The 19824-nt window shown below is 64.7% G+C and carries 17 protein-coding genes; 14 read left to right on the plus strand and 3 right to left on the minus strand.

Annotated elements, in window-relative coordinates; genetic code table 11:
* Window positions 1-24 precede the first annotated feature (24 nt).
* From P8R33_RS12085 to P8R33_RS12125, 9 genes are all read left to right on the plus strand, one after another.
* A complete protein-coding gene (locus P8R33_RS12085) occupies window positions 25-1194 on the plus strand; it encodes an acyl-CoA dehydrogenase family protein (RefSeq protein WP_278329214.1) in 1170 nt (389 codons plus the stop codon).
* On the plus strand, window positions 1191-2801 hold the full coding sequence (locus P8R33_RS12090; RefSeq protein ID WP_278329215.1) for a carboxyl transferase domain-containing protein: 1611 nt from the start codon (window positions 1191-1193) through the stop codon (window positions 2799-2801). The genes P8R33_RS12085 and P8R33_RS12090 overlap by 4 nt, the downstream gene beginning before the upstream one ends.
* Before the next feature lie 70 nt (window positions 2802-2871).
* On the plus strand, window positions 2872-3573 hold the full coding sequence (locus P8R33_RS12095) for a hypothetical protein (RefSeq protein ID WP_278329216.1): 702 nt from the start codon (window positions 2872-2874) through the stop codon (window positions 3571-3573).
* Between the two features lie 85 nt (window positions 3574-3658).
* The gene (locus P8R33_RS12100; protein WP_278329217.1) at window positions 3659-4291 is read left to right on the plus strand and encodes a 1-acyl-sn-glycerol-3-phosphate acyltransferase; all 633 of its coding nucleotides are present in this window, start codon (window positions 3659-3661) and stop codon (window positions 4289-4291) included.
* The gene (locus P8R33_RS12105; protein ID WP_278329218.1) at window positions 4288-5088 is read left to right on the plus strand and encodes a DUF1295 domain-containing protein; all 801 of its coding nucleotides are present in this window, start codon (window positions 4288-4290) and stop codon (window positions 5086-5088) included. Before P8R33_RS12100 ends, P8R33_RS12105 begins: the two co-directional genes overlap by 4 nt.
* Before the next feature lie 73 nt (window positions 5089-5161).
* Window positions 5162-5788: a hypothetical protein gene (locus tag P8R33_RS12110; protein WP_278329219.1), complete on the plus strand. Its 627-nt coding sequence runs from the start codon at window positions 5162-5164 to the stop codon at window positions 5786-5788.
* The gene (locus P8R33_RS12115; RefSeq protein ID WP_278329220.1) at window positions 5785-7023 is read left to right on the plus strand and encodes a WcaI family glycosyltransferase; all 1239 of its coding nucleotides are present in this window, start codon (window positions 5785-5787) and stop codon (window positions 7021-7023) included. The genes P8R33_RS12110 and P8R33_RS12115 overlap by 4 nt, the downstream gene beginning before the upstream one ends.
* Window positions 7024-7115: 92 nt before the next feature.
* Entirely contained in the window at window positions 7116-7550 is a 435-nt protein-coding gene (locus tag P8R33_RS12120) for a hypothetical protein (protein WP_278329221.1), read from the plus strand.
* Window positions 7547-9496, plus strand: coding sequence for a hypothetical protein (locus P8R33_RS12125; RefSeq protein WP_278329222.1), 1950 nt, complete (start codon window positions 7547-7549; stop codon window positions 9494-9496). Before P8R33_RS12120 ends, P8R33_RS12125 begins: the two co-directional genes overlap by 4 nt.
* On the opposite strand, the gene P8R33_RS12130 is transcribed toward P8R33_RS12125, so the two are convergent.
* Together P8R33_RS12130 and gyrB are read right to left on the minus strand one after the other, a co-directional pair.
* On the minus strand, window positions 9493-10563 hold the full coding sequence (locus P8R33_RS12130; protein ID WP_278329223.1) for an AI-2E family transporter: 1071 nt from the start codon (window positions 10561-10563) through the stop codon (window positions 9493-9495). The genes P8R33_RS12125 and P8R33_RS12130 overlap by 4 nt on opposite strands.
* A gap of 19 nt (window positions 10564-10582) precedes the next feature.
* Window positions 10583-13111 (minus strand): DNA topoisomerase (ATP-hydrolyzing) subunit B, encoded by a 2529-nt coding sequence (gene gyrB, locus P8R33_RS12135; RefSeq protein ID WP_278329224.1) that lies wholly within the window; start codon window positions 13109-13111, stop codon window positions 10583-10585.
* Window positions 13112-13239: 128 nt separating this feature from the next.
* Here gyrB and P8R33_RS12140 point away from each other — a divergent pair, with 128 nt between their 5' ends.
* From P8R33_RS12140 to P8R33_RS12150, 3 genes are read left to right on the plus strand one after another with little or no spacing between them, the layout of a single operon-like run.
* Complete coding sequence (locus P8R33_RS12140) at window positions 13240-14625, plus strand: L-serine ammonia-lyase (protein ID WP_278329225.1); 1386 nt, start codon at window positions 13240-13242, stop codon at window positions 14623-14625.
* Window positions 14619-15323 carry a ZIP family metal transporter gene (locus P8R33_RS12145; protein ID WP_278329226.1) on the plus strand — a complete coding sequence of 235 codons (705 nt, stop codon included), beginning with the start codon at window positions 14619-14621 and terminating at the stop codon, window positions 15321-15323. Before P8R33_RS12140 ends, P8R33_RS12145 begins: the two co-directional genes overlap by 7 nt.
* A gap of 32 nt (window positions 15324-15355) precedes the next feature.
* Window positions 15356-16912 carry a class I adenylate-forming enzyme family protein gene (locus P8R33_RS12150; RefSeq protein ID WP_278329227.1) on the plus strand — a complete coding sequence of 519 codons (1557 nt, stop codon included), beginning with the start codon at window positions 15356-15358 and terminating at the stop codon, window positions 16910-16912.
* A 54-nt stretch (window positions 16913-16966) separates the two neighbouring features.
* Here P8R33_RS12150 and P8R33_RS12155 read toward each other — a convergent pair whose 3' ends face one another.
* Window positions 16967-17242: a UrcA family protein gene (locus P8R33_RS12155; RefSeq protein ID WP_278329228.1), complete on the minus strand. Its 276-nt coding sequence runs from the start codon at window positions 17240-17242 to the stop codon at window positions 16967-16969.
* Window positions 17243-17720: 478 nt separating this feature from the next.
* Here P8R33_RS12155 and guaA point away from each other — a divergent pair, with 478 nt between their 5' ends.
* Window positions 17721-19295, plus strand: a complete 1575-nt coding sequence (guaA, locus tag P8R33_RS12160) for a glutamine-hydrolyzing GMP synthase (protein ID WP_278329229.1) — start codon at window positions 17721-17723, stop codon at window positions 19293-19295.
* A gap of 79 nt (window positions 19296-19374) precedes the next feature.
* Window positions 19375-19821, plus strand: a complete 447-nt coding sequence (locus P8R33_RS12165; protein ID WP_278329230.1) for a CHRD domain-containing protein — start codon at window positions 19375-19377, stop codon at window positions 19819-19821.
* Window positions 19822-19824 lie beyond the last annotated feature (3 nt).

A 19824-nucleotide genomic window follows, 5' to 3' on the forward strand; every position in this document is an offset into this window, starting at 1 on the left:
TTCGGGGATCCTTGAGGAGAGACCATGCGCGCGACCCCCGATTTCGACTTCCAGCTGGGCGAAGCCGCCGAGATGATCCGCGAGAGCGTCGGCCGCTTCGCCGACGAGCAGATCGCTCCGCTGGCGGAGAAGGTCGATCGCGAGGACTGGTTTCCGAAGGCCGAGCTCTGGCCCGCGATGGGCGAGCTGGGGCTGCATGGAATTACCGTTCCCGAAGCCGACGGCGGGCTAGGTCTTGGCTATCTCGAACACGTTATTGCAGTGGAAGAAGTCAGCCGGGCGAGCGCGTCGGTCGGCCTCAGCTACGGCGCGCATTCCAACCTCTGCGTCAACCAGATCGCGCGTTGGGGCAATGAGGAGCAGAAGGCAAAATATTTGCCCAAGCTCATCAGCGGCGAGCACGTCGGCTCGCTCGCCATGAGCGAGGCGAGTGCAGGATCGGACGTCGTCTCGATGAAGATGAAGGCAGAGAAAGTGGACGGCGGCTATGTGCTGAACGGCACCAAATTCTGGATCACCAACGCGCCCTATGCCGATACGCTGGTCGTCTACGGCAAGACGTCGCCCGAAGCGGGCAGCCGGGGTATCACGACCTTCCTGATCGAAAAGGATTTCGAAGGCTTCTCCATCGGCCAGAAGATCGAGAAAGTCGGCATGCGCGGCTCGCCTACCAGCGAGCTGGTGTTCGACGATTGCTTCGTGCCCGACGCAAATGTGATGGGTCCGGAAAATGGCGGTGTCGGCGTGCTGATGAGCGGCCTCGATTACGAGCGCGTGGTGCTCGCCGGATTGCAGCTCGGCGTGATGCAGGCGTGCCTCGATACGGTCATCCCCTACCTGCGCGAGCGCACCCAGTTCGGTAAGCCGCTCGGCAGCTTCCAGCTGATGCAGGCCAAAATCGCCGACATGTATGTCGCGCTGCAATCGGCCCGCGCCTACACCTATGCGGTGGCCCAGAGCTGCGATGCGAACAAGACCACCCGTTTTGACGCGGCAGGCGCGATCCTCCTGGCGAGCGAGAACGCCTTTCGCGTGGCTGCCGAAAGCGTCCAGGCGCTGGGCGGCGCGGGCTACACCCTCGACTGGCCTGTCGAGCGCTACATGCGCGACGCCAAGTTGCTCGATATCGGCGCAGGCACGAACGAGATCAGGCGGATGCTGATCGGGCGCGAACTGATCGGGGCTGCGGGATGACAGCACCCATTCTCACCTCTACCCTCGACCGCGAGGCGCCTGATGCCAAGGCGCGCTTCGAGCACAACAAGTCACTCGCCGCAGACTTGCGCTCCACCGTAGCCGCCGCTGCTTTGGGCGGCTCCGAAGGCAGCCGTGAACGCCACGTCGGGCGGGGCAAGCTGTTGCCGCGCGAGCGGGTGGAGCGCTTGCTCGATCCGGGCAGCCCCTTCCTCGAGATCGGCCAGCTTGCCGCCAACGGCATGTATGGCAAGGACGAGATCAACGGTGCGGGAATGATTGCCGGAATCGGACGGGTCTCGGGTCGGCAGGTGATGATCGTGTGCAACGATGCCACGGTTAAAGGCGGCACCTATTACCCGATGACGGTCAAGAAGCACCTTCGCGCACAGGAGATAGCGCAAGAGAACCGGCTGCCGTGCATCTACCTCGTCGACAGCGGCGGGGCGAATTTGCCGCACCAGGCCGAGGTCTTCCCCGACCGCGACCATTTCGGGCGGATCTTCTTCAACCAGGCGAGCATGAGTGCGCTCGGCATCCCGCAGATCGCCTGCGTCATGGGCAGCTGCACCGCAGGCGGAGCCTACGTGCCCGCCATGTCGGACGAGACGGTGATCGTGCGCAACCAGGGCACGATCTTTCTTGCCGGACCCCCGCTGGTGAAGGCCGCGACGGGCGAGGAGATCAGCGCCGAGGATCTGGGCGGCGGCGATCTGCACGCGAAGAAGAGCGGCGTGGTCGATCATCTCGCCGAGAACGACGAGCACGCGCTCACGATCGTGCGCGATATCGTCAGCCATCTCGGCGACAACTATGCCGAAGCGAAACACGTCACGCTGAAAGACCCGCGTCCGCCGAAGTTCGATGCGGAAGACATCTACGCCATCGTGCCGGAGGACGTGCGCGCGCCCTATGACGTGCACGAGGTCATCGCCCGCCTCGTCGACGGCAGCGAATTCCACGAGTTCAAGCAGCATTACGGCAGCACGCTGGTCTGCGGTTTTGCGCACATCTGGGGCATGCCGGTGGCGATCCTCGCCAACAACGGCGTGCTCTTCTCCGAAAGCGCGCAGAAGGGCGCGCATTTTATCGAACTGGCGCAGCAGCGCCGCATTCCGCTGCTATTCCTCCAGAACATCTCCGGCTTCATGGTCGGTGGGAAATACGAGGCGGAAGGCATCGCCAAGCATGGCGCGAAACTTGTCACCGCCGTTGCCACCGCCACCGTACCCAAGGTCACCGTGGTCATCGGCGGCAGCTTCGGCGCAGGCAATTACGGCATGTGCGGCCGCGCCTATAGCCCGCGCTTCCTGTTCACCTGGCCCAATGCGCGCATCTCCGTGATGGGCGGCGAGCAGGCCGCATCGGTGCTGGCCACCGTCCACCGCGACGCCGACAGCTGGACCGAGGAGCAGGCCGAGGAGTTCAAGGCCCCGATCCGCCAGAAATACGAGGACGAGGGCAATCCCTATTACGCCACCGCCCGCCTGTGGGACGATGGCGTGATAGACCCTGCGCAGACTCGCGACGTACTGGGCCTGGCCTTCGCCGCGACGCTCGAAGCGCCGATCCCCGAGCGTCCGCAGTTCGGTGTCTTCCGGATGTAGCCGCGGAACGCGAATCGGGCAGGGGCGTAGAGAGAAATGAGGGTCTTGGGCGGAAACGAGGAGAGTTTCCGTGAATGAGAACATCCTGCTGGTAATCTTCGCCGTCATCGTGCTGCTGATCGCCGTCGGCATCTGGATGACGATCCGCAAACGCCGAACCGATCACTTGCGCGACCGCTTCGGCGACGAGTACGACCGCACGCTGGACAATGCCGGCGACCGCACCAAGGCCGAGCGTGATCTGGAGCGGCGCGAAGAACGCGTCGACGCCCTTGAGATTCGCCGGCTGACCGCAGACGAGCACACCCGCTTCGCAACCGAATGGCGCGACGTGAAATCCGTGTTCGTCGACAGTCCCGTCGAAGCCGTGCTCCATGCCGACCGCATGCTGGCCAACATGATGAAGACGGTCGGCTATCCGATGGCCGATTTCGACCGCCGCTACGAAGATCTCACGGTCAATCACGGCGACGTCGCGCGGCATTATCGCGAAGGTCACGCCATCGTCGACCGGCACAATGACGGCAGCGCCTCGACCGAGGACATGCGCCAGGCGATGAAGCATTACGAAGCCCTGTTCGACCACCTCGTCGCCGATGCCGAAGGTGGCGGTCTCGACGCGACCACCACTGGAGCTTCGACCGCTGGCACGACTGCGACGGCCTCGACCGCGCGGACGACCGATCTGGACGGTGACGGCGACGCCGATGTCGTGCGGCAGGATACGGATGGCGACGGCCGCGCGGACCGAGTCGCCATCAGGAACGACTGATCCGCCTGAACATCGCCGTCGAAATCTCCAGACGGCCTTAGCAATCCCCGCTGCGCCTGCTAGGCGGAGCGGGGAGAGTGACTGAATGACCGCACGAAATCCGCGCAAGCGATCGATCCTGTCGCGGATCGTGCGGCGCATCATCTGGACGATCTATCGCCTGCAGGGGTGGAAGGTCGAAACCGGCATGCCCGCGATCCCGAAATTCGTCATCGCGGGCGCACCGCACACCTCGAACTGGGACTTCGTTTTCTTCACCGGCGCCACCGCCGAAGAGGGTGTCGAGCCCAGCTTCATGGGCAAGCACACGCTGTTCAAGGGCTACATGCGCAACTTCATGTTCGACATGGGCGGCGTGCCGATCGACCGGACCAAGCGCGCGAACTACGTCGAGCAGGTGGCCGAGGCCTTTCGAGCAGCGGAGCGGCTGGCGCTGGTCATTGCGGCAGAAGGCACGCGAAGTTCCGACGGGGAATGGAAATCGGGCTTCTGGCATATCGCGCGCGAAGCCGAAGTGCCGATCGTGCTGGCCTGGGTCAGCTGGAAGGATCGCCGGCTCGGCTTCAGCGATCCGATCGAACCGAGCGACGATTACGCCAGCGATCTTTCGAAAATCGCCGCATGGTTCCGCACGAAGCGCCCCGATTACGGACGCTACAAGGTGCTGGAGGCGCAGGCGCAGCGCCTGCTTGCCGAAGGAAAGGACACGGCCGCATGATCCTCGGAGCGCTGATCGCCAATGCCGCCATCCTGCTCGGCGTTACTCTGATCCTGTGGGTGGTGGCGGTGCAGATCGACGATGTCTCCTTCATCGACAGCTTCTGGGGTTTCGGCATGGCGCTGATGGCCTTCACCAGCTGGATGCAGCTCCGGGCGCCCGGCCCGCTGGCGACCTTACTGATGGGCATGGCGGTCGTCTGGGGCTTGCGGCTGTCGATCTACCTCTTCCTGCGGTGGCGCCGCGAGGGCGAGGACAAGCGCTACGAGCGGATGCTGCGCAAGGATCGGGAGAAGGGCCGCTTCGCCTTCGCGGCGCTCACCAAGATTTTCCTCGGTCAGGCAGTCCTGCTGTTCATCGTCTGCAGCCCGGCGCAATACGGCATCCTCGAGGCAGCGACTGCCATCCCGATCAGCGGGCTCGCGCTGGTCGGGCTGGCGCTCTACCTCCTCGGCATCGTTTTCGAATGGGTCGGCGACTGGCAGCTTTCGCGCTTCAAGGCCGATCCGGCGAGCGAGGGCGAGGTGATGGACAAAGGGCTGTGGCGCTACACCCGCCACCCCAATTACTTCGGCGATGCCTGCGTGTGGTGGGGCATCTGGATCGCCGCGGCCTCTGCCGGTTGGTGGGTCGCGGCAGCCACCGTGGTCGGGCCGCTGTTCCTCACCTTCACCCTGGTGAAATGGTCGGGTGCCGCCCTGCTTGAGAAGGGCATGAAGCACTCTCGCCCGGGCTATGAGGATTACAAGAAGCGTACCTCCGCCTTCATTCCCATGCCGCCGTCGAAATCCGGCTGATAGGCGCGTCCCGGGCTTCAATCCGGCGGCGAAACCGCTACATGGTCCCCATGAGCAACCGGGAGCGTATCGCGTGAGCGAGAACGAGATCGAAGAACTGCGCTCGCGCTTCGCGCGCGAGGCGATGGCGATCATGGAGCGGCGCGGCGAGGAAGTGAACCGTGCCAAGCTGGCTTCCGAGCTCAACATCGCGCGCACCCGCGTGGAGACAGTGTTCCCCGAAGAGGCCGATCTGCTGGAGGCGGTGACCGGCGAATGGTTCGCGCCCAAGCTGGCGGTGATGGACGAGGTCATGGCGACCGACCTGCCGCCGCGGCGCAAGATGTACGAATTCTTCGCCCGTCGCTTCCTGTTGCTGCGCGACAATTTCAAGAACGACCCGGCGAGCTTCAAGCTCTATGTCGAGATGGGCGAGCGCTACTTCGAATATGCGCAAAGCTATATCGACCTGGCCGATCACTATCTGTGCGAACTGATCGCGCAGGCCCAGGCCGAGGGACATTTCGCGGGGCTGGAGATCAACCAGGCGCTGTCGCTGATCAACCAGGCGGTGCTTTGTTACATTCAGCCCTATCTCATCGCGATGATCGACGAGCGCCTGACCGAGGCGAAGCTCGCCGGCCTGATCGACGCGCTGTTCGATGGCCTTCACGCGCGTGACAGCGATGCCCGCGGGATGCGTAGCATAAGCCCGGCGTGACGCAGGGACCTGCCCGGCGAATTCTTTTCATCGGGCTGAATTACAGTCCCGAACCGATCGGCATCGGCCCCTATTCCGCCGGTCTTGCCGAGGCGCTGGTTGCGCGCGGGCACGAGGTGCAGGCCGTCGTCGGCCAGCCGTACTACCCTGAGTGGAAGCTTTACGAGCGGTATAAAGGGCGCTGGCAGAGCAGCGTCGAGAACGGGGTGGCGATCACGCGCTGCCCGCATTACGTGCCGTCCAATCCCACCGGTAAGCGGCGGATGGCGCATCACATGAGCTTTGCCAGCAGCGCCTATCCGCCGGCACGTGCCGCGCGGCGCGAGCTCAGGCCGGACATGGTCTTCACCGTGGCCCCTTCGATGATTGCGGTTCCGGTTGCTCGCCGCATGGCGCGCCGCGCCGGCGTGCCCCTGTGGCTGCATATCCAGGATTTCGAAGTCGGCGCGGCGCTGGCGACCGGGCTCATCGAGCAAGGCAGCAAGACGGCGAGGAATGCCGCCCGCTTCGAGGAACGCCTGCTGCGCTCGGCCGATGTCGTGTCCACTATCAGCGAACCGATGTGCGCGCTCGCTCAGGCCAAAGGTGTCGACGCCGATCGCATCGTCGAGATCCGCAATTGGGCGAACCACGCCGAGAGGATCGCGACCGGCGATGGCAATCGGCTGCGGGCGGAATGGGGCCTACAGGACAAGGTGGTGGCGCTCTATTCGGGCAATATCGCCAACAAGCAGGGGCTCGAGATCGTGATCGAGGCGGCGCGCAGGCTGGAGCGGCGTGCCGATCTGGCCTTCGTGATTTCGGGCGAGGGGCCGAACCGTGCGCGGCTGGAAGCGATGGCGGCAGGGCTGGGGAATATCCAGTTCCACGATCTGCAACCGGAGGAAAGCATCGGCGACCTGATGCGGCTGGCCGATATCCATCTCCTTCCCCAGCTCCCCGATGCTGCCGACTTGGTGCTGCCGTCGAAGCTCGGCAACATGCTGGCATCGGGTCGTCCCATCGTGGCGACGGCGGCGCCCGGTACCGGTATAGACCGCGAGATCGAGGGGGCGGGGGTAGTAGTCCCGCCGCAAGACCCGGCGGCATTCGCCTGGGGCATCGACCAGCTTCTGCGGCATCCCGGGCTCCGCGAGAAACTCGGACAAGGCGGCAGAGAGCGCGCCCTGCTCCACTGGTCGAAAGACGCAATCGTCGACCGCTTCGAAGCGCAAATGCAATTGCTGCTCGGCTGACCGGCGAGCGTGTCGCGCACCGGAAATCATTTTCCTACACCGAACTGCGTGAATAACCGATCTGGTTCCTACTTGATTCGGGAGCCAACCATATGCCTTCAAAAACCTATCCGATCGAGGCCCCCGGCGGCTTCGCCCCAGTATTTGCCCTTGGTAGCGACGATGGTAGCGGGCAGCTCGCGCTCGTTTCGCACGGGGCACCCCTGCCGACCGTAGCACTCGCTCCGGCCGCTCCGGCTCCGCTGAACGGAAGCGCCTCGAACGCGAAGGTCGCGGGACCGTTCGCGCCTACTCCGCTTGCTCCGGTATTCCTGACACTGACAGGCGAATGGACCGGCACCGTGCGCATCCTGCGATCGATCGACGGAGGGGCGACCAGGCATCCGCTGACCATCGCCGGTTCCGAATGGGCGGTCTTCCATGGCAATGCTTGCGAGCCGGTCTGGCAGGAGGGGGAAAGCGGCGCGCAGCTTTATCTCGATATCGCGCCGACCTCCGGCACGCTGACCTACCGGATTGCGCAATGAGGGCGCTGGCTTTGCCCGCACTGGGCCTCGCCCAACGTTCCGCCCAATCGCTTCCAGCCCTGTTCGCCGAACTGGCAACGCGATTGCCCGCCCCCGACATCGCCCGGCTCCACAGCGCAGGCCATGCGGTCTCCGGGAAAGGCCCCGGAACCTATATCGCCGACGATCTCGCGACGGAGGCCCTCGCCGACGCGCACCCGCGCTTCGTCTTGCGGACTGCAAATCGTCGGGTCTTCCGCCTGCTGCCGGAGGCTGGCTCCATATCGGTCGAACAGGGCGGTGCGGCTGGCGACGGTCTCGTCAACGACCAGTCCGCAATCCAGGCGACGATCGACTATGCCGAGGCCGTGGGTGCGCGCGAAATAAGGTTCGAAAGCGCGTATTACCGCATCGATTGCCCCGAACGAACCTCGCCCGCGCTCGACACGCGCGCGGTCGATGGCCATCCTCTCGTGGTCCGTAAAAGCCTCACCTTGCGCGGCTGCGCGGCGGATCGTAGCGTGCTCGATTTTCGCGGGCTTGGCGGTGTCGACCCGGACGGCAATTGGCAGATGGCGCCGACCTCCGCGACCGATGCCGCACCGGCAGTGTGGCGCAGGGGCGGACTCTATCTAGACGGCGATACCTCCCGTCCCGAACCCGCCGCGCGGCGCATTGCTAGGCTGGAGCTCGACCGGCTGGTGTTCCGGGGCAACCGCCAGCGGACCGGCCAGACCACCTATCCCGCCGATTCCGTTACCGGCGACGGGTGGGACATTTCGGACAAGGGTTTCTGGTTGCAGGACGTCTATGTCGGCACGGTCATCTGCCGCGACACGGACTTTATCGGCTGGCGCGGCGAGATCTTCTACGCGGTCGGCGCGGACGACGCGATCGAGCGGCTTTCGCTGACGCGGTGCAAGTTGCTGACCGGGAATGGCAACGGCCTTAATCTCGGCTGCAATCCGCGCGTCGATGCCGTTGATTGCGAATTCGGCGACTGCAAGATCGCGCAGGAGGACACGGGCAAGAGCTATGCCCATTTCCGCAATTGCCTATGGCGCGACTGCGAATATGTCTGGCTCGGCGGCGGGTCGACCCACGGCCGGCTCTACACCTACAAATACCCTACGCGCGACGAAGCTGCGCCGGTGCCCGCGACGATTCTCGACGGATGCCGTTTCGACGATGCGGGGCTGGTTTGGGTCAACAGCTGGGTATCGGGCCGTATCCGCACGGTCGATACGCCGGTCGCGATGAGCAGCACGCATGGCCACGCGCTGCGCGATATCGATCTTGAAGTGGACGCGCTGCTCGACCGGCGCGGCGGCTTCAATGCCGTTGGCCTTTACGGCCCGACTTCGCTGACGCAGCCGGTCGAAGGGGCTCCCGTTGGCGTCTATCACAGCCCGCCGCGGCAAATTCGCCTGAAGGTCCGCCATTACCGCAGCGCGCTGGCCCAGCAGGCCGGACGCCACTGGCTGGATGTACGCTGGGGCGGCTACATCGACCGTTCCTGCCGGATCGAGGTGGAGGGGGAATTTCTCGCGGGACGGGTCCCCAACGGCCAGGACGATCCGCTCTCCTTTCCCTTCGTCAGCTTCGCCGGCGGGAATACGACGCCCGCGAGCACGGTGCACGGCTATTACAAGCCGGCAAGCATAGCGGCATCCGGTGTGCTGGCTCCGGCCAGTTCGCATATGGCGCTGGCGCTCAGCGGAGACATTGCAGTCGACCTCGCGCTGCCTGCAAATCCGCGCGGCGGTGCGAACCACGGTTATGCAGATGGGCAGCGCCTGCGGCTCGTAAAGCAGGAAAATGCGGGTACCATCACCTTCAAAAAGGGAACGTCCACAAGCATGGCGATGACTGCGACGCGGGTGCTCGACAAGGCATCCGACTGGATCGAGTTCGCCTACAACCGGTCTGCGTCACGCTGGGAGGAGGTCGGCTTCGGCGCGTACTAGAGCGCAATGGCGGGGCTGGCTTCGCGCTGTTCGCGCAGGATGGACCAGCCGGCGATGAACAGCCCCGCCACCAGCGGCCCGACGACGATGCCGGAAAGACCCAGCAGGGCGATGCCGCCAAGCGTGGTCACGAGGATCAGCCAGTCGGGAATGCCGGTATCGCGTCCCACCAAAATCGGCCGCAATACATTGTCGATCATGCCGATAACCGCCACGCCGGAGACGATCACGACCACGCCCTCCCAGATCTCGCCGGTCGCCAGCAGGTAGATTGCGGCGGGCACCCAGACGATGGCCGGGCCGATGGCAGGCAGCAGAGAGGCTATCGCCATAATCACGCCGAGCAAGAGGACCGACGGTATCCCGACGATCCAGAAGGTGATCGCCCCTAGCGCGCCTTGTACCAGCCCGACAACGACCGATCCCTTGATCGTGGCTCGCACGATGCCGAGAAAACGCTCGGCCAACCGATCCGCAATGCTGCGCTCGAACGGCAGTGAGGCAAGCAGCGTCTCGCCGATCTTGCGTCCGTCGCGCAGGAGGAAGTAGCTGACGTAAAGCGCGATACCGAAAGCGAGCACGAAACCGAACACGCTGCCGCCGATGGCGATTGCCTGCTGCGCAATCAGGCCGAGGCTGGCCTGCAGAAATTCCTGCGCTCGGCGCTGCAGGTCGGACAAATCGCCCCAGCCCGATGCATCGAGCGATTCCTGCACGTTCGGGGGCAGCGCTGCGAACACCTGCTCGAACCAGTCGGCCACATTGATGCGCCCTTCCTGGAAGGCGACGACGAGGCCCGCCGCTTCGTTCACCACCGCGCTGCCGATCGCGAAGGCCGGCACGATCACCGCGACGAAGATGACCAGCAGCGTTGCCAGCGCAGCCTGATTGTCGCGCCCCGGCGCGCGCCCGAGGAACCAGCGGAACAGCGGCTGGAACATGATCGCCGCCAGTGCCGCCCACAGCAGCGGCTGGGCGAAGGGCAGGACGACGACCAGCAGCGCCAGCGTCACCAGCGCGAGGAACAACAGGAAGCCGCCCCGCTCCAACCCCACGATCTCGCGCATCGCCGGTCAGCCCCGCTCTTTAGACGTCGAGATTGGCGACGTTGAGCGCGTTCGACTGGATGAATTCGCGCCGGGGTTCGACCACATCGCCCATCAGGCGGGTAAAGATCTCGTCGGTCACGTCGGCATCCTCGACCTTCACCTGCAGCAGCGCGCGATTGTCCGGGTCGAGCGTGGTTTCCCACAGCTGCTCGGCATTCATTTCGCCCAAGCCCTTGTAGCGCTGGATCTTCTGGCCCTTGCGCCCGGCGGCCATGACCGCCTCCAGCAGCTGCGTGGGAAGGGTGATCGCGCTGTCGTCGGCGAAGGCGGGCGCATCGGTATCGGTCTCGTCGGCGCTATCGGGATCGACCGGCTCCGCTTCCTCGCTGTCGCCCTTCACCAGCCGCACCGGTGCGCCGTAGACTTCGGCATGCTCGGCCGCGACGCGGTGGAGCTTGCGCGCTTCGGCGCTGTCTATGAAGGCAGGGTCGATCTCGTGCACGTCGGTCACGCCGCGCCAAAGGCGGAAAAGGCGGACCTTGCCGTCATCGCCGGTTTCGGCCGACCATTTCGCTTCCGGATCGCCCATCTGCAAATGCGCCGCCGCGCGGTCGAGGCCCGCCTGCCGGTCGCCCTCGGGATCGAGCGCGCCGGCCAGCGCCATCGCCTCGACCAGATCGGTCTTGTACTTGCGCGGCACGAAGCCGAGCAGGTTCCGCATGCGCAGCCCGTGCTCGACCAGCTGGTTCATGCCGGTCGCAGGAATCGAGCCTTCTTTGGTCTCGAGATAGTGGCCCGACAGCCCCTGATCGATCAGGTAACGGTCGTAGGCCGCCTGGTCCTTGAGATAGACTTCGCTCTTGCCGCGCGTGACCTTGTAGAGCGGGGGCTGCGCGATGAAGAGGTGTCCCGCCTTCACGATTTCCGGCATCTGGCGATGGAAGAAGGTGAGCAGCAGCGTGCGGATATGCGCACCGTCGACGTCGGCGTCGGTCATGATCACGATCTTGTGATAGCGCAGCTTTTCGAGGTTGAACTCGTCGCGCAGACCCGTGCCCATCGCCTGGATCAGCGTGCCGACTTCCTTGGAGCTGATGATTCGGTCGAACCGCGCGCGCTCCACATTGAGGATCTTGCCCTTGAGCGGCAGGATCGCCTGCGTCTTGCGGTCGCGGCCCTGCTTGGCCGAGCCGCCGGCGGAATCGCCCTCGACCAGGAAGAGTTCGCAATTGGCCGGATTGCGATCCTGGCAGTCGGCGAGCTTGCCGGGGAGGCTGGCGATGCTCATCGCGCCCTTGCGGCTCATCTCGCGGGCACGCCGAGCCGCTTCGCGCGCGGCGGCGGCATCGATTACCTTCTGGATGATGGCCTTGGCATCGTTGGGATTTTCCTCGAGCCACTCGGTCATTTTCTCGCCCATGAGGCTTTCGAGTGGCTGGCGGACTTCGGAGCTGACCAGCTTGTCCTTGGTCTGCGATCCGAACTTGGGGTCGGGCAGCTTGACGCTGACGATGGCGGTCAGGCCTTCGCGCATGTCCTCGCCCGACAGGCTGACCTTTTCCTTCTTCATCAGCCCGCTGGCGCTGGCATAATTGTTGAGCGTGCGGGTCAGCGCCGCGCGGAAGGCGGCAAGGTGGGTGCCGCCGTCACGCTGCGGAATGTTGTTGGTGAAGCACAGGACGTTCTCGTAATAGCTGTCGTTCCATTCCAGCGCGACGTCGATGCCGATGCCATCCTTTTCCGCGCTGACCGAAATCGGCTCGGCGACCAAAGCCTGCTTGTTGCGGTCCAGATATTTCACGAAGGCCGCGATGCCGCCCTCGTAGAACAGGTCGTGTTCCAGCGGCTCTTCATGCCGCTTGTCGCGCAGCTTGATGCGGACGCCGGAGTTGAGGAAGGCAAGCTCGCGATAGCGGTGCTCGAGCTTCTCGAAATCGTATTCGGTAACGTTCTTGAACGTCTCGTCGCTGGCCTTGAAGGTGACGCGCGTGCCTTTCTTCAAGCCATTCTCGTCGCCACTGCTGTCGACCGGCGGCGCATCGCCGACCACGCGCAGGCTTTCGACCGCGTCGCCATGCTCGAAGCGCATCCAGTGCTCCTTGCCGTCGCGCCAGATCACGAGTTCGAGCCATTCGGAAAGCGCGTTGACCACCGAGACGCCCACGCCGTGGAGGCCGCCCGACACCTTGTAGGCATTGTCGTCGCTGGTGTTCTCGAACTTCCCACCGGCATGCAGCTGGGTCATGATGACCTCGGCTGCCGAGACGCCTTCTTCCTTGTGCATGTCGACCGGGATGCCGCGGCCGTTGTCTTCCACGCTGACCGATCCGTCGGGGTTCAGCTCGATCAGTACGAGGTCGCAATGCCCCGCCAGCGCCTCGTCGATGGCATTGTCCGACACCTCGAACACCATGTGGTGAAGGCCCGATCCGTCGTCGGTATCGCCGATATACATGCCGGGGCGCTTGCGGACCGCGTCCAGCCCCTTGAGAACCTTGATCGAATCCGCGCCGTAGCCGGGTTTCTTCGGGGCGTTTTTGCCCGCGTTTTCGGTATTTCCGTCCATGCTCAGTATATAGGCTTCTAGCGGCGAAAAACCAAAGTTTGCGGCTGGTTTTTTCCCACAGTTTGGCGCGCAACCGGTTTCACCTGCAACCGCTTGATTTCGAGGCGCAGAAAGCGCATCCCCGCCTCATGCTCTCGGTACTCGACATCTTCCGGATCGGGATCGGTCCCTCGTCCTCGCATACGGTCGGTCCGATGCGGATTGCGCGGACCTTCGTGCGGGCGCTGGAGAAGGCGGGGAAGCTCGAGCGGACTGTGCGTGTGTTGGTGGAGTTGCAAGGCTCGCTTGCGCTGACTGGGGTGGGGCATGGCACGATCGATGCGACGGTCCTCGGCCTTGCGGGTTTCGCCCCCGACAGGACCTGTCCCGACGAAGCGGCGAGCGCTTTGGAAGCGATCCTCGCAGAAAATGCCCTGCCGCTCGGTGGGAAGCACCGGATCGCCTTCGACAAAGCGCGGGACATCGATCTGGCCGGACATATCATTCCGGACCTGCACCCGAACGGCATGACCCTCGCCGCGATGGATGCCGAGGGCGATGTGCTGCTGAAGCGCACCTATTATTCCACCGGCGGCGGCTTCGTCGCTTCGGAGGCGCAGCTGAAGCGCAAGCCGAAGGGCGACCGGATCAATGCCGGCACACCGGTGCCGCACGATTTCGGCTCGGCGGCGGAATTGCTGGCCGGCTGCGAGACGACCGGGCTGTCGATCGCCGAGCTGATCCTCGCCAATGAAGACGCCTTCCGCCCGCGCGAAAGGACCTTCGCCGGCATCGACCGCATAGCCGAGGCGATGCACCAGTGCATCGAACGCGGCCTGACGCAGCGCGGCGTGCTGCCCGGCGGTCTCAAGGTGCAGCGGCGCGCGCCGGACCTGTGGGACAAGCTCTCCGCCAATCCGCAATCGAACGAGCGCGAGCAATTGTTCGATTGGCTCAATTGCTACGCCATGGCCGTCAACGAAGAGAATGCCGCTGGCGGCCGGGTCGTGACCGCGCCGACAAATGGCGCGGCGGGCATCATCCCGGCAGTCATCCGCTTTTACTGCGTGACAGCGGACGAAAGCCCGTGCCGCGACAGCAAGCGCACCTTCCTGCTCACGGCCGGAGCGATCGGCCTCCTCTACAAGCAGCGCGCCAGCATCTCCGGCGCCGAGATGGGTTGCCAGGGCGAAGTCGGCGTGGCTTGCTCGATGGCGGCGGGCGGGCTGGCGGCGCTGTGGGGCGCATCGCCATCGCAGATCGCCAGCGCGGCGGAGATCGGCATGGAGCACAATCTCGGCCTGACCTGCGATCCCGTCGGCGGGCTGGTGCAGGTGCCCTGTATCGAGCGAAATGCCATCGGCGCGGTGAAAGCTGTCAACGCCGCGCGCCTCGCGCTCCACCGCACCGGAGCCGAAGGTTTTGTCACCCTCGACCAGGTGATCGAGACCATGCGCCAGACCGGGCTCGACATGAGCACGAAGTACAAGGAAACCAGCCAGGGCGGACTGGCGGTCAACGTGATCGAATGCTGACCGTACTGCTCGTGATCGCCGTGGTGTCGGGCGCGCTCATCGTCGGCGCGCTCTGGGCGCTTTACGGCAAACTGCGCGGGCGGGTCGAGGGTATCGTGGTCGCGATTGCCGGTGGGTCCCTGCTGTTGTCCCTCGTGCTCGAATTGGTGCAGCCCGCAATCGAGCAAAGTTCGATGACGACGGCGGTCCTCGGCGTACTGGCAGGTGCGGGTATCTTCGCGGCGGTCGATTACCTGATCGACGAAAAGTGGGGCTCCGAAAGCGGCGGCGGGATGCTGGCCGCGATCACCCTGGACGGTATTCCTGAAAACCTTGCGCTGGGTGTCGCGCTGATCGGTGCGGGTGCGCCGGAAGTTGCTGCGCTGGCGGGATCGATCATGCTCTCCAACCTGCCCGAAGCTGCCAGCGGCGCGCGCGCGATGCGCGACGATCAAGGGTTTTCGAGGGCGAAGATTCTCGGCATCTGGGCACTGACGGCTGCCGTGCTGTCCGCCTGCGCCCTGCTCGGCTATTTGTTCCTGGAGCGGCTCACCGACGACCTGCTTGCCTTCATCAGCTGCCTTGCGGCGGGAGCGGTAACCGCCAGCCTGACGACCGAAGTGCTGCCTCAGGCGCACCGGCAAGCACCGCACTGGGCAGGTTTCGCGACCGCCATCGGGCTGGTGCTCGCGCTGCTGCTGCACAGTCTAGGCGGCTAGACACGCGCAATCGCTTGAGTCACACAGGCGGCATGGGAGAGACCGACATCGCCGCCAGCCTTGCCGAACCTTTCGGCAGCTTTCCGCAACTGATCGCCGACAATGCCGCCCGCCTGGGTGATGCCATCGCCATGCGCGACGACGAGGGGGAGCTTAGCTGGGCCGGGCTCGGCGAACGGGTCGAGCGGATTGCCGCGCGGCTGGTCGAAGACGGGCTGGAGCGCGGCCAGTCGGTCGCTATCCTCGGCTATTCGTCGATTCCCTATGCGCTGGTCTTTCTCGCCGCAGTGGGTGCGGGCGGCGTGGCGGCACCGCTGACCACCAGCGCAAGCCCCGACCAGCTCGCCGGCATGGCGCGCGATTCGGGGGCGAAACACATCTTCATCGACCGCGCCAAGCTGACCGAGCTGGGCGAAGATTGCTTCCCCGGCATGACGCGGATCGTTCTGGACGAGGAACTGGACGGCTGGATGGCGGAAGAAGGCGTGACCGCGCCGGAGTTCGTCCCGGAGCCGGGCGACTCGTTCAACATCATCTATTCCTCCGGCACGACCGGCGTGCCCAAGGGCATCGTCCATTCGCACCAGATGCGCTGGCGCCAGTTCGGGGCAACCGCAGCCAGCTGGATCGAGAACGGCCTCCCCGTGCGCACGCTCGCCTCGACGCCGCTCTATTCCAACACCACCATGGTCGCCTTCCTGCCGCCATTGCTGGCCGGCGGCACGGTGCGGGTGATGCGCAAGTTCGACGTCCTCCGCTGGCTCGAAAGCGCGCAATCCGACGCCACCACGATCACCATGCTGGTACCCGTTCAGTACCAGCGCCTGATGCGCGAGCCGCGCTTCGACGAGTTCGACCTGTCCGCCTTGCAGCTTAAATACTGCACCTCCGCGCCCTTTCCCGCCGACCTCAAGCGCGAGGTGCTCGAACGCATGCCGGGCGCGCTGATCGAGATCTATTCGATGACCGAAGGCGGCGTCGTCTGCCTGCTGGAAGCGCACAAGTTTCCCGACAAGCTGCACACGGTCGGCCGCCCCGCTCCGGGCAGCGAGCTGAAAGTGCTCGACGACGAGGACCGGTCCGTGCCGCCCGGCACGCCCGGCAATCTTATCGGTCGCAGCCAGACGATGATGAGCGGCTACAAGAACCAGCCCGACAAGACGCGCGAGGGTTACTGGACCGATCCGGAAAGCGGCGAGGTGTGGCAGCGGATGGGCGACATCGGCCGCGTCGATGCCGAAGGCTTCGTCGAACTGGTCGGCCGCGCGAAGGACATGATCATCTCGGGCGGCTTCAACATCTTCCCGGTCGACCTCGAAGACGAGCTGGCGAAGGAGCCGGACGTGGTCGAGGCTGCGGTGATCGGCGTGCCGAGCGAGCGGTGGGGCGAAACGCCGGTCGGCTTCGTCACCCTGAGCGACGGTGCGCGCGATTGCGATGCGATCATGCAGGCGGTGAACGCGCGGCTCGGCAAGACCCAGCGGCTGGCGCAACTTCACGCGATCGACGACATGCCGCGCAGCCACATCGGCAAGCTGCTGAAGACCGACCTGCGCGAGGAAGCCGAGCGACGCGGACTGCCGGCCTGAAACGAAACGGGCGGAGCCATCGGCCCCGCCCGTTGTAGTCACAATGGCTTGCGATTACCGGCTGGCGAGAACCGCCGGAGTGCGCTGCTCCACTTCGGCCATGGCGGCCTTGACCGTCTTGCGCACGCAAGCGCGGTCCGATGCAGTCGCGACGTTGCAGACTTCGCGAGCGGCTTGGCGAACGCGTTCTTCGAGAACCTCGACATGGGCCGCCTGCGACAGGTCGAGATCGTTGTAATCGACCGCGACTTCGGCGTTCTGCGGGGCGGCGAGGGCCGGCGAGGTAAGGCTGATGGCCGCAACGGCGGCGGTAAGGATCATGCGACGCATAACTATCTCCATTCGGTGAAAGGTGTGTCGCCTTTATTGTAAGCACCCTGATTGTGTTATGCTGCGATTGTGCAGCGCAGCGCGGCATGCTGCAATTGCGAAGTGGGCACGGGTGGCTGCTTTTTGTGCAAGAGGCGCTTCGAGACGCGGCGCGGACACGGGGGAGGGGAGGGGAGAGGTTGTGTCGGCGGCCGCGTCTCTACTCGCTGCCATATCGCCTTGCCGTAGCGGCGGGCGGAGTTCGCCAGGCCGTGTCGGCAAGGAAGGCCAGTCCGGGCGGGCGCATAGGGGAGCGCGGGCCCGGCTGTTCCTGCTCCGGATCAGCGCCTGGAGTAACGCGTTTTTCCGAATACAAGGCTGTAATAATATTTCAGTCGTGCGAACGAAAGTGAGAAAACGGCGATGAGCGTTGCGTTTTCCGCAAGTGCGAACGTCCGCCTCACTGGACTTGCTGAAACACGGCCTCTAACCGCCGCACATGGACGACGCGCACCTTCCCGATTCCATCCTCATCGTCGACTTCGGCAGCCAGGTTACCCAGCTGATCGCACGCCGCGTGCGCGAGGCAGGGGTCTATTCCGAAATCGCGCCTTTCACTCAGGCGGAAGAAGCATTCCACCGCCTCAAGCCGAAGGGTATCATCTTGTCGGGTTCGCCCGCCGGTGTGCCCGACGAAGGCAGCCCGCGAGCGCCGGAGCCGCTGTTCGAGGCAGGCATCCCGATCCTCGGCATATGTTACGGCCAGCAGGTGATGAGCCACCAGCTCGGTGGCGAGGTCCGGCCCGGTCACGAGACCGGTGAAGGCGGTGAATTCGGCCGCGCCTTCCTGACCGTCACCAAACAGTGCGCCCTGTTCGACGGCCTCTGGAAGGAAGGCGAGCGCCACCAGGTGTGGATGAGCCACGGCGACAAGGTCACCAAATTTGCGCCCGGTTTCGAGATCGTCGCGATTTCCGACGGCGCGCCCTTCGCGGTGATCGCCGATGAAAAACGCAAATTCTACGGCACGCAGTTCCACCCGGAGGTTGTCCACACGCCTGACGGCGGCAAGCTGATTGCCAATTTCGTTCGCCATGTCTGCGGCCTCGCCGGAGACTGGACGATGGCCGCCTATCGAGAGACAAAGGTGCGCGAAATCCGCGAGCAAGTGGGTGACGGCAAGGTCATCTGCGGACTTTCGGGCGGGGTCGACAGCTCGGTCGCCGCGATCCTCATCCACGAGGCGATCGGCGAGCAGCTGACCTGCGTCTTCGTCGACCACGGCCTGCTACGTCTCAACGAGCGTGAGCAGGTCGAAACCATGTTCCGCGACCATTACAACATCCCGCTGGTGGTGGTAGATGCCGAGGACATGTTCATGGCTGGCCTCGCCGGAACGACCGACCCCGAAGCGAAGCGCAAGTTCATCGGCAAGACCTTCATCGACGTGTTCGAGGCCGAAGCGAAGAAGGTCGGCGGCGCGGATTTTCTCGCGCAGGGCACGCTCTATCCGGACGTTATCGAAAGCGTCAGCTTCACCGGTGGGCCGAGCGTCACGATCAAGAGCCACCACAATGTCGGCGGCCTGCCCGAACGCATGAACATGCAGCTGGTCGAGCCGCTGCGCGAACTGTTCAAGGACGAGGTCCGCGAACTCGGCCGCGAGTTGGGTCTGCCCGACATGTTCGTCGGCCGCCATCCCTTCCCGGGTCCGGGCCTTGCCATTCGCATCCCGGGCGAGGTCACGAAAGAACGCTGCGATATCCTGCGCAAGGCCGATGCGATCTATCTCGACGAGATTCGCAAGGCGGGGCTCTACGATGCGATCTGGCAGGCCTTCGCCGTGCTGCTGCCGGTCAAGACCGTCGGCGTGATGGGCGATTACCGCACCTACGACAGCGTCTGCGGCCTGCGCGCAGTGACCAGCACCGACGGCATGACCGCCGATGTCTATCCCTTGGACGCCAGCTTCCTCACCGGGGTCGCAACGCGCATCGTCAACGAGGTGCAGGGCATCAACCGCGTCGTGTACGACTACACCAGCAAACCGCCCGGCACGATCGAGTGGGAGTGAGCTGATCCGAGAGGGCTGCATACGGAACGTCGCGAAGATCTCCCCGTTGCCTAGATGCACCTTTCCTGGGAGATCAGATATGAAGTCCATCGCCGCGACCCTTGCTGCCATCTCCGCGCTCGCCCTGGGCGGGTGCGAAACGGTTCAGCAGACCTACACAGAGGCGATCTCGTCGACCTACGAAGCAGAGTTGCGCGGAGCAAACGAGGTGCACGCCGGCGACCCGGACGGATCGGGTACGGCGGAAATCAGCTTCGCCGACGAGTTGACGCGGGTTTGCTGGGATCTCAACGATCTTAGCGGGCTGGGTCCCATCACCGGCGCCCATATCCACCGCGGTGCCGCAGGCGTCGACGGGCCGGTCGTCCTGCCGCTCAAGCAGGCCACCGAGGGCGGCTGGCGCGGCTGCAGCAGTGACACGTCGTGGGTCCAACGCGCCTTCGACGAAGGCCTGTCGAACTATTACGTCAATGTCCACACGGCGGAATATCCCAAGGGCGCGATCCGCGGACAATTGCGCCAGTAAGGG

The sequence above is a fragment of the Qipengyuania flavescens genome (genome assembly GCF_029688735.1).
In the GTDB taxonomy this organism is placed as follows: domain Bacteria; phylum Pseudomonadota; class Alphaproteobacteria; order Sphingomonadales; family Sphingomonadaceae; genus Qipengyuania.

Bases quoted from the DNA above. Each gene is read 5' to 3' on its own strand.
- P8R33_RS12085 (WP_278329214.1), top strand. From the start codon at position 25: ATGCGCGCGACCCCCGATTTCGACTTCCAGCTGGGCGAAGCCGCCGAG.
- P8R33_RS12090 (WP_278329215.1), top strand. From the start codon at position 1,191: ATGACAGCACCCATTCTCACCTCTACCCTCGACCGCGAGGCGCCTGAT.
- P8R33_RS12100 (WP_278329217.1), top strand. From the start codon at position 3,659: ATGACCGCACGAAATCCGCGCAAGCGATCGATCCTGTCGCGGATCGTG.
- P8R33_RS12105 (WP_278329218.1), top strand. From the start codon at position 4,288: ATGATCCTCGGAGCGCTGATCGCCAATGCCGCCATCCTGCTCGGCGTT.
- P8R33_RS12120 (WP_278329221.1), top strand. From the start codon at position 7,116: ATGCCTTCAAAAACCTATCCGATCGAGGCCCCCGGCGGCTTCGCCCCA.
- P8R33_RS12125 (WP_278329222.1), top strand. From the start codon at position 7,547: ATGAGGGCGCTGGCTTTGCCCGCACTGGGCCTCGCCCAACGTTCCGCC.
- P8R33_RS12130 (WP_278329223.1), bottom strand. From the start codon at position 10,563: ATGCGCGAGATCGTGGGGTTGGAGCGGGGCGGCTTCCTGTTGTTCCTC.
- gyrB (WP_278329224.1), bottom strand. From the start codon at position 13,111: ATGGACGGAAATACCGAAAACGCGGGCAAAAACGCCCCGAAGAAACCC.
- P8R33_RS12140 (WP_278329225.1), top strand. From the start codon at position 13,240: ATGCTCTCGGTACTCGACATCTTCCGGATCGGGATCGGTCCCTCGTCC.
- P8R33_RS12145 (WP_278329226.1), top strand. From the start codon at position 14,619: ATGCTGACCGTACTGCTCGTGATCGCCGTGGTGTCGGGCGCGCTCATC.
- P8R33_RS12150 (WP_278329227.1), top strand. From the start codon at position 15,356: ATGGGAGAGACCGACATCGCCGCCAGCCTTGCCGAACCTTTCGGCAGC.
- P8R33_RS12155 (WP_278329228.1), bottom strand. From the start codon at position 17,242: ATGCGTCGCATGATCCTTACCGCCGCCGTTGCGGCCATCAGCCTTACC.
- guaA (WP_278329229.1), top strand. From the start codon at position 17,721: ATGGACGACGCGCACCTTCCCGATTCCATCCTCATCGTCGACTTCGGC.
- P8R33_RS12165 (WP_278329230.1), top strand. From the start codon at position 19,375: ATGAAGTCCATCGCCGCGACCCTTGCTGCCATCTCCGCGCTCGCCCTG.